A 9,499-nucleotide genomic window follows, 5' to 3' on the forward strand; every position below is an offset into this window, starting at 1 on the left:
TCAGTTCGCTCTCAGTCGCACGGGCATTTTTTGGATACCAGGGGTCATCGTGGCTCTCAGGCGCGTGACATCGCCGACGAGTTCGATGGACGGGAAAGTGCTCAGGAGGACCTCGAACATCACCCGCGCTTCCAGCCGAGCCAGTTGGGCGCCCAGGCAGGCGTGCTCACCGGCACCAAAAGCGATGTGCGGGTTCGGGCTTCGGGCGACATCGAATATCTCGCTGGTCGGGCCGAAGATGTCTTCGTCCCGATTGGCCGAACCGTACAGCATCACGACGGTTTCACCGGCCCTGATGAGCTGACCGCGGATCTCGATGTCCTCGGTGGCCTCGCGTGCCATGTGCGTTACAGGTGTGGTGTACCGCAACATTTCCTCGACGGCGCTGGGAAGCAGGGTTGGGTCGGCCCGCAGCAGCGCGAACTGCTCGGGGTGATCGAGCAGCGCCAAGGTTCCCAGCGTGATGAGGTTGCGGGTGGTCTCGTTTCCGGCGACCAGCAACAGGAACGAGAAGTTGAGCAGATCCGCGTCGCTGAGCATCTCGCCGTCAACTTCGGCTGCGGCAAGAATGCTTAAGAGGTCATCCTGCCCGGTGACAACGCCGGTGCGCCGCGCCTCGATCAACTTGGTGAAGTACTCGTACAGTTCCCCCAAAGCGACGATGCTGTCCATTTCGATATCTGGATCGGCGGTACCTACAGCGGCGTCCGACCACCTGCGAAAGCGCTCCCAGTCCTCGACGGGAGCACCGAGCATCTCGGCGATCAATCGGGTGGGTAATGGCGCCGCGATTTCGTCCGCGAACTCGAGTTCGCGGGAAGCGTCGACGTCTTCCAGGATGCCTTTGACGATTTGGCGTACCTTCGGCTCCATCAGCGTCACCTGGCGCCGGGTGAAGCCCGAGTTGATGAGCCTCCGAAGCTGACGATGGCGGGGCGGGTCGGTGAAGATGAGATTGCCTTCCTGAACGGGTTCAGGAAGGGCTGGGTCTGGGATGGTGATGCCCTTGGTCGATGTGAATTTGGCGGGGTTGCCGGACACGAAGCGAATGTCTTCGTACTTCGTCAGTGCCCAAAAATGTGTCACGTCGTTCCACACCACGGGGGTGGTCGCACGAAGTTCTCGGTATGCCGGATAAGGATCGCCGGCATAGAAGTCGGGTGAGTGCAGGGGAATGGAAGTCGTCGGCACCGCGCGCCTTTCTCACACCAGCTCGAATCAGACATATATTGCGAAAATGTCCGTTTCCGATGTGTCTACAGGATCGCCGTGAAGTGTGTCAAACACCGACTACCCGCTTGTCATCTCGGCTTTTAGGGCGTTGACGCTCTTGCCCTCGTGGGTGTACACACGAAGCGAATATGATTGCTCTCAAATCTGAGAATTTGTGCGTCACGCGGTGCTCGTACCGCCGGAGAGGCAAGGGTCATGGCCGGATCGCGCCCGCTCGTAGCTGAGTACGACTTGTACATAGCCGGTCAGTGGGTCGAACCGGATGGCGGACGTTACGACGTCCGCAACCCCGCCGACGAGCAGGTGATCGCCACCGCGCCTGATGCGACGGTGGCCCAGGTCGAAGAGGCGGTTGCGGCTGCGCGCGAGGCCTTCGACTCGGGGCGGTGGTCGGCTGCCGAGCCGGCCGAGCGGGCGCGCTGCCTGCAGCAACTGAGCGCCGCGCTACTGGCCCGCGGTGACGAGATCTATGCGATGGCGCAAACCCAGTGGGGCTGCACGGCAAACGAGCGTCTGATCCACGTCGAGGGGCCGGCCGTCATGATCGGACGCGCCGCGGAACTCGCGCTCGAACCCGCCGAGGCCCCGATGGATGCGTGGGGCGCCGCAGGAACCACTTTGCTGCGCTATGAGCCGCTCGGCGTGGTCGCGGCGGTGACGCCGTGGAACTTCCCCCACACCATCAACATCATGAAGCTGGGTGCGGCACTTGCGGCGGGTAACACCGTGGTACTCAAGCCTTCTCCGTTGACCCCGATCGCCGGACTGGCGCTGGCGCGGATCATCGACGAAGAGACCGATATCCCGCCAGGGGTCGTCAACGTGGTAACGCCGACCAGCATGGAAGCCAGCAAGGCGTTGACCCTGGATCCTCGGATCGACATGGTCAGCTTCACCGGGAGCTCAGCCGTGGGTCGCGATGTGATGGCCGGTGCGGCGACGACGATGAAGCGGATCCTGCTCGAGTGCGGCGGTAAGTCGGCGAGCATCTTCCTCGACGACCTCGAGGTCACCGACGAACTGCTCGAGCGGGTGTTGTTCGAGGGTTGCACGATGCATGCCGGACAGGCCTGCATCTTGAATAGCCGCTTGCTGCTGCCCGATTCGCTGCACGACGATGTCGTGAGCCGGTTGGCCGAACTGGCTCGCAATGTTGCCATTGGGGACCCGCGCGACGATTCCGTGACCATGGGTCCGCTGATCAGCAGTCAACACCGCGAGCGGGTGGAGGGTTTCGTCAGGCGCGCGGAAAGCGACGGCGCAACCGTGGTGGTCGGCGGGCGCCGTCCCAAGGATCTCGCCCACGGCCACTACTTCGAGCCGACGATCCTGACCGATGTCACCGTCGACTCCTTCATCGCGCAAGAAGAAGTCTTCGGCCCCGTCCTGACCGTCCTGCGCTACAAGGACGACGGGGAGGCGGCGGCGATCGCCAACAACTCTCCGTATGGGCTCGGTGGTGCGGTCTGGGGTTCCGACGTCGACCGCGCACTCAGCGTTGCCCGCACAGTCAGAACCGGCCAGATATCGATCAACGGAACGATTCCCGGCGACGCCCCGTTCGGCGGCTTCAAACAGAGTGGCATCGGCCGTGAGGGGGGTTTGATGGGGCTGCGGGCCTACATGGAACCCAAAGCAATCGGGGTTCCCGCGTGACCGGGCCATTGGCCGGACTGCGCGTCGTCGAATTCGGTAGCGAGATCGCCGGTCCTTACTGCACCAAGCTTCTCGTCGACCTGGGTGCGGATGTGTACAAGGTCGAACCGCCATCCGGTGATCCGTTGCGCAGGTGGGGTCCTGGCCCCGGGGGGGAAACCAACTCCGAGGCAAGCGCGCTGTTTCACTACCTCAACGCCGGAAAGTGCGGCAGCACAATCGATCTCGCATCGAGCCCGGATGGCTCGCTGGTCGACGAAGTGATCGCCGAGGCTGACGTTCTGGTCGACAGTCTCTCGCCCAACCTTCCCAAGTCCTGGGGCGACGTCCTCGACAAGGCGCGCCTGCAGCAGCTCAATCCCCATCTCGTAGTGGTGCGAATCTCGGACTTCGGCGGCGAGGGGCCCCTTCGTGGGCGCCAGTCCGTCCCGCTGACCATGCAAGCCGCCTCGGGTTGGATCAGCACACGTGAAGCGGGTCGCGCACCTGTGCAGGCGGGTGCGCGGATCCCTGAATACGTCGCCGGTGCCTACGCGGCGCTGGCCGGGCTGACCGCGCTGCGCATCGCGACTGGAACCGACGGTCTCGTCGAGGTCGACGTATCGATATTCGAGTCGCTGATCTCGACACTGCCGTATCCGATGCTGATGGCGGAGCGGCTGAAAAGCCTTGGGCGTCCCACTAACTCCAAGGCCGCACCCATGCTGGGCATCGTGCGAGCGGCCGACGGATGGATCGGGATCAATTGCCTGACCGGCCAGCATTGGCTCGACGTGTGCGCGATGATGGGCCTGCCGGAGTTCGGTGAACATCAGCTCGCCATCATGCTGGGCGGACCCGAGCGCGACGATTTCTTCGCGAAGGCGCAGCCGTGGCTCGACGCGATGGCGGTGGACGAACTCGTCGAGCTCAGCCAGGCCATGCGCATACCGGCCGCGCCGGTCACCGACGGTGAGTCCATTCTGGCCTGCCCCCAATACGCCGAGCGTGATTTCTTCGTCGAAAGCGCCTCGGCGGCACAGCGATTCATGCAGCCCGGCCCGCCATTTCGGTTGTCGAAGACCCGACCTGCGCCGCCGTCACCCGCGCCACTGCTGGGCGCAAAGGCGTCGCCCGACTGGAACGACGACCGCCGCGCGGCGACCGGAGCCGACGTCGCCGATGTGACATTGCCGTTCGCGGGCCTGAAGGTCTTCGACCTGAGCACATTCTGGGCCGGCGCCTACCTGACCTGCTACTTGGGCGCGTTCGGCGCCGACGTCATCAAGGTCGAGTCGATCCAGCGTCCCGACGGGCATCGGTACTCCGGTTCGATGCTGCGCGAGGGGGATGACTGGTATGAACGCGGACCGCTTTGGCAGGGAACCAATCTCAACAAGCGTGACATCACACTCGACCTGACCACGGCAGCCGGTCGCGACCTGGCACTGCGGTTGGCCGGCGAAGCCGACGTCGTGGTGGAGAATTTCTCGCCGCGGGTGGTGGAGCATTTCGGACTCGACTACGACTCGCTGGTCGAGATCAATCCCGACGTCGTGATGGTCCGCATGCCGGGCTTCGGTCTGGCCGGTCCGTGGCGCGACTACGTGGGCTGGGCGCTCAACATCGAACAGCTGGCCGGCATGTCGGCGTGTACGGGTTACGCCGACGGCCCGCCATGCAACCTCCAGGGCCCCGCTGATCCGATCGCGGGTGTGCACGCCGCGACCGCGCTGCTGGCGGCGCTGGAACATCGGCGCCGCACGGGTGAAGGCCAGCTCATCGAGGTAGCACAGATCGAAGTCGGCGCGGCGGTCACCGCTGAGCCCGTCATCGAATACTCCGTGACCGGTAAGGTTCGGCCTCGTGAGGGAAATCGGCACCGCAGCTACCTGCAGGGCGTGTATCCGGCTCGCGGCGATGATGATTGGGTAGCGCTTGCGGTCCGGCACGAGTCGGATTGGGCGGGTTTGGCCGAGGCCATCGGTCTCAGCGGGCTGGGGGACGACCCGCGCTTTGCCTCGCAAGAGGCCAGGCTCGAAAACCACGATGCCTGCGACGACGTGATCGCCGAGTGGACTGGCGCGCGTTCAGCCGAGGAAGTCGTGGACGAACTCGTCAGGAGAGGTGTGCCGGCAGAGCGAGTGCTCACAGCCGACCGGATGTACGACATCGACCAACTCGATGCCCGCGGTTACTACGAGGAGTTGGCGCACCCGATCACCGGCCGCAGCCGGTTCCCGGGGTGGCCGTTTCGCATTGCGCCGGGCCCGGTCCGGCACCATCGCGCTCCGTCGCCGACGCTCGGGCAGCACAACGACGAAGTGCTGCGGGGCCTGGGACTCTCGGCCGAAGAGGTGTCTGCGCTGCGTCAACAGCGGGTTATCGGCGAAAAGCTGCCCAACGCCTAGCGGATGAGACGGCCTGGCGGGGTCAGTCGACCATGGCCGCGATCGTGTCGACCACACACGCCGGCCGGTCAGATCCCTCGACCTCGACCGTTACCCGGACCGTGGCGCGGCCGCCCTTTTCGTTGCGCTCGACTTTGACCAGCTCAGCTCCGGCGCGGATTCGAGAATCCACCGGCACCGGTGCCGGGAAGCGAAGCTTGTCCGATCCGTAATTGACTTGCATCGACAAACCCGTGACCTTGTAAATCTGTTGCACCAGAACGGGAACCAGAGACAACGTCAGGTAGCCATGCGCGATCGTCTTGCCGTACGGCCCATTGGCAGCCTTCGCCGGATCGACATGAATCCACTGGTGATCACCCGTCGCATCGGCAAAGAGGTCAATCTCCTGTTGGGTCACAGGACGCCAGTCGCTGTAACCGAGATGCTCGCCGACGTGGGACTCGAAACCCGAGATCCCCTCGTAGACGACGGGTTTCATCAGGCAGGCACCTTGATACCGAGCTGCTCCATCGCGTTGCCGCCCATGATCTTGGCCTTGGCCGTGTCGGAGACCCCGCTGAGGCGGTCGACAAAGCTCAGCGGATCGCCGATGCCTTCAGGGTGGGGAAAGTCCGAACCGAACATCACATGGTCTTCGCCCATGATGTCGATGATCCCTTTGAGATCATCCTCGAGGAACGGGTGGATGTAGATGTTGCGCTTGAACACCTCGACTGGATGCTCGTCGAACTCCTTCGGCATGATCTTGTACGCCGTGTTGAGCTGCTCGAGCAGATTTCTCACCCAGCCACTGCCGTTCTCCACACAGAGGATCTTGAGATCAGGGAAGCGGGAGAGCGCACCATGGCAGATCATCGCCGCCAAGGTGTCCTCGATCGCGCGGTGACCCATGACGACTTCGCGCAACGCGCTCGGTTTGAACGACAGATACTCGTCGCCACCTTCCCACTCCATCAGATGCTTCTGGTAACCACTGTCGGAGGCGTGCATCGTCACCGGGATGCCGGCGTTCACCACTTCCTGCCAGAACGGGTCGAACTCGGGTAAGCCCATCGAGCGGGACCCCCCGAAACGACTCGGCACCGGCGCCGGGCGGACCAGGAATGTCTTCATGTTGCGTTCGAGGCACCAGTGCAACTCCTCGATCGCCTGATCAACCAGCGGTAGGCAGATCACCGGCGTGGCGAAGATCCGCCCCTCGTAATCGAAGGTCCAGTGCTCGTGCATCCACTCATTGAGAGCGTGGATGATGGCGTGGGTCAGGATCACGTCCTCGGTGGTGCGCTCCTCGATGAGGCTGGCAAGCGTCGGGTACATCACGCAGCGGTCGATGCCCAAATCGTCCATCAACTCGAGACGAGGAGCCGGGGCCTGATAGGCCGGAATGACATCCATTGCCTCACCGATGAACTCGCGGAAGTTGAGCCCCTCGGGATTGTTACCGAGAAAGTAGTCCTCGGCACTACCGGGCCTGGCGACCCGCGCGAACGTCGGATTCGGAATCATGTGGCTGATGTGGTCCTTGACGACCAGCTTGGGACGCCCGTTGACCTCGACGTAGCCCACCTTGCCGCGGTGTTGCTTCGGGAGGTACTTCGTGAGCGCCTCCTCCGTCTCGTACATGTGGTTGTCGATATCGAAGACGGGGTAAGGCAGTGAACGGGGAGACATCCGGCTGAATCCCTTCCTCGGAGCAGCGAATATGATCATTTACACTAGGTGAGAATGACGTTATCACCACGGGCCGACAACATCCAGATCGGGTCAAGCGCCCGAGAACTCACTCCACGTCTCGAGCACCGCGTCGGTCGTCGTCACGGTTGTGAGCAGGGCCAACGTGTTGTCGATGACCGACTCGGCGTACTCGCGGGGGTAGCCGCTCACCGCATCGCGAGGCAGGACGAACTGATAGCTGCGGTTCACCGCGTCCATGACGAAGTTCTGAATAGCGATATTGACCGAAACGCCTACTCCCACAATCGTTTTGATGTTGAGATTGCGCAGAACGGAATCGAGGTCCGTGCCGGTCATCGGTCCGACGCCGTGGGTCCGGGTGAGCACGATATCGCTGGGCGCCTGATTGAGCTCCGGCAGTACCGATCCGCCCGGACTGCCGGGCGTGAGGTCGGCGGCAAACGATTTTCCGGCCATGAAGAGCCTGGCGTTGCTGTTCGACCCACGACCGTCCGGACGTTTCTGCATCAAACAGTGGATGACCACGACCCCGGTGTTGCGGGCCGCCTCGACCAGCCGGGCGATGTTCGGAATCGCCTCGCGACGTGCTTCTTCGGCAAGGATGGGGAGCCCGGCTTGCGCGCCGATGACACCGCCCTGGCATTCCTGGGTGACAAGTGCGGTGGTCATCGGATCGAGCAGGTCGCGAAGGCTGGGCTGCGGCATGAGAACAAACGTTATCGTGTGCGAGATAGTGTTATCCAGAGGAGTGCAGATCATGCTGTGGGAACTCGAGATTCGTGAATCGGTGCGGCAGACGCTCGCCGATTACACCGCCGCCACCGATCGGTTCGATCTTCGTGCGCTCGGCGCGTGCTTCGGCCCGAGCGGCGTTCTCGAGTTCACCGGCGGCGCCGAAACGTTGACCGGTCCGGCTGCGATCGAGGCGGGGCTACGAGCTGCCATGACCCGACAGCCCGACGCCGCAGCGGCAGCGCCCACACACGTCCGCCATCATGTCTCCAGCGTCCGCTTCGGCTCCGTGGCTCGGGATCGCGTCCAAGTCAGCAGTTACTTCGCCGTCCACACCGACATCGGTCTCGACCACTGGGGCCGTTACCGCGACGAGTTGATCCCGCTGGACGGTCGATGGTTGTTCGCGCGCCGGCGGATCAGCGTCGACGCGTTTGCGGCGGGCAGCCTGATGGCGGGATGATCGCCGATCAGGATGCGATGAATTCCTTGGCGAAAGCCTGCGTGCGCTCGATGAGTTCAGCGCGGTCGTCACCTGCCGGTGCGATGGGCAACCAGGTGACACCTGCAGCGGTCAGCCGCTCGAGAGTGGCATGGCGTTCGTCGGTGGATCGGTTGTCGTCCAACATGTTTCCAGCTGAGAAGCAGATGTCCAGCGGTTCCGTGCGCCCGACTGAGGCCGCATAGGCTCTGGCCCACGCGATGGCGGACTCCAATTCGTCGAGCGTTGAAATTTCTGCGGTCCTCGACGCTGCCGCGTAGCCGAACGTGTTGAACGGCGCCCAGCCCTGGCCGCGTGCAACCGCTCGGCGCACCGCCGGTTTACTGTTGCCGCCCACCCAGATCCTGGGCCGCGCGGGCAGCGGCCTCAGGCGAACGCCTCGGGCGGCAAACGAGGTGCCGTCGAACGCCGTGTCCTGGCCGGTGAAGAGCTCGTCCAGCACATCCAGCGCCTCGTCGAGCAACACACCCCGATTGTCGAAATCTACTCCCAAAGCTTTGAATTCGGGCTTGAGGTAACCGGCGGCTGTTCCGATTATCAGCCGATCGCCGGACAGAACTTGCAGGCTCTGGATCGACTTGGCGCCGAGGAACGGATTGCGGTAGGCGGCGATGTAGACGTTGGTCAACAGTTTGATGTCGGTGGTGAACGCGGCCGCAAATGACAACGCCACGAACGGGTCGAGAGCGTGGTGGCCGCCGTGGTCGAGCCATTTGGCGTCGGGTGCGGGGTGGTCGGTGACGTGAACCGCCGCGTAGCCGCTGGCTTCGGCGACCCGCGCGACCTCGGTGATGGCTGCGGCCGAGACGAATTCGGCCGGGCTGTCTACGCGATGGGTGGGTAGTTCGAGGGAGAACGAGAGTGTCACGGTGGTCCTTTCAGGTGGAGACAAGATCTGCCAGACGCTGGGCGTGGTAGTCGGGGCTGCCGAAAATCAGCTCTGCCGTCTTGGCCCGCCGAACGTAGAGGTGAGCGTCGTGCTCCCAGGTGAAGCCGATGCCACCGTGAATCCGCATGTTGTCCAAGGCGGCTTGCAGGGATGCCTCCGAGCAGACCATCTTGGCCACGGCCGCCGCCATCGCCAGCTCGGGTCCGTCAACCACCTCCGCGGCGTGCGCGACAGCCGAACGGGCTCCTTCGATCGACACCAGCATGTCGGCGCACCTGTGCTTGATCGCCTGGAAGCTTCCGATGGCCCGTCCGAACTGGATGCGTTCCTTGGCGTAACCGACAGCCATGTCGAGACATCGCTGAGCCGCTCCGAGCTGCTCCGCCGCCAATGCCACCA

General features: G+C 63.6%; 9 protein-coding genes. 3 read left to right on the forward strand and 6 right to left on the reverse strand.

What is annotated here, in order from left to right; genetic code table 11:
• Positions 1 to 1,170: a cytochrome P450 gene (locus tag CYU59_RS28435; protein WP_293010434.1), complete on the reverse strand. Its 1,170-nt coding sequence runs from the start codon at positions 1,168 to 1,170 to the stop codon at positions 1 to 3.
• 258 nt (positions 1,171 to 1,428) lie between these two features.
• On the opposite strand from CYU59_RS28435, the gene CYU59_RS28440 reads away from it, so the two are divergent.
• Both CYU59_RS28440 and CYU59_RS28445 read left to right on the forward strand, forming a co-directional pair.
• Complete coding sequence (locus CYU59_RS28440; protein ID WP_293010410.1) at positions 1,429 to 2,889, forward strand: aldehyde dehydrogenase family protein; 1,461 nt, start codon at positions 1,429 to 1,431, stop codon at positions 2,887 to 2,889.
• Complete coding sequence (locus tag CYU59_RS28445) at positions 2,886 to 5,279, forward strand: CoA transferase (RefSeq protein ID WP_293010412.1); 2,394 nt, start codon at positions 2,886 to 2,888, stop codon at positions 5,277 to 5,279. The genes CYU59_RS28440 and CYU59_RS28445 overlap by 4 nt, the downstream gene beginning before the upstream one ends.
• Positions 5,280 to 5,301: 22 nt before the next feature.
• On the opposite strand, the gene CYU59_RS28450 is transcribed toward CYU59_RS28445, so the two are convergent.
• From CYU59_RS28450 to CYU59_RS28460, 3 genes are all read right to left on the reverse strand, one after another.
• The gene (locus CYU59_RS28450) at positions 5,302 to 5,760 is read right to left on the reverse strand and encodes a MaoC family dehydratase (protein ID WP_293010414.1); all 459 of its coding nucleotides are present in this window, start codon (positions 5,758 to 5,760) and stop codon (positions 5,302 to 5,304) included.
• The gene (locus tag CYU59_RS28455) at positions 5,760 to 6,953 is read right to left on the reverse strand and encodes an amidohydrolase family protein (protein WP_293010416.1); all 1,194 of its coding nucleotides are present in this window, start codon (positions 6,951 to 6,953) and stop codon (positions 5,760 to 5,762) included. The genes CYU59_RS28450 and CYU59_RS28455 overlap by 1 nt, the downstream gene beginning before the upstream one ends.
• A 93-nt stretch (positions 6,954 to 7,046) precedes the next feature.
• Positions 7,047 to 7,682, reverse strand: a complete 636-nt coding sequence (locus CYU59_RS28460; RefSeq protein WP_293010418.1) for a cysteine hydrolase — start codon at positions 7,680 to 7,682, stop codon at positions 7,047 to 7,049.
• 52 nt (positions 7,683 to 7,734) lie between these two features.
• Here CYU59_RS28460 and CYU59_RS28465 point away from each other — a divergent pair, with 52 nt between their 5' ends.
• Positions 7,735 to 8,172: a nuclear transport factor 2 family protein gene (locus tag CYU59_RS28465; RefSeq protein ID WP_293010420.1), complete on the forward strand. Its 438-nt coding sequence runs from the start codon at positions 7,735 to 7,737 to the stop codon at positions 8,170 to 8,172.
• A gap of 7 nt (positions 8,173 to 8,179) precedes the next feature.
• Here the strand turns inward: CYU59_RS28465 and CYU59_RS28470 are convergent, their stop codons facing one another.
• Complete coding sequence (locus tag CYU59_RS28470; RefSeq protein ID WP_293010422.1) at positions 8,180 to 9,079, reverse strand: TIGR03619 family F420-dependent LLM class oxidoreductase; 900 nt, start codon at positions 9,077 to 9,079, stop codon at positions 8,180 to 8,182.
• A 10-nt stretch (positions 9,080 to 9,089) separates the two neighbouring features.
• A partial coding sequence (locus CYU59_RS28475) for an acyl-CoA dehydrogenase family protein (protein WP_293010424.1) occupies positions 9,090 to 9,499 on the reverse strand: 410 nt, incomplete at its 5' end.

This window comes from Mycobacterium sp. (genome assembly GCF_002863225.1).
Lineage (GTDB): Bacteria > Actinomycetota > Actinomycetes > Mycobacteriales > Mycobacteriaceae > Mycobacterium.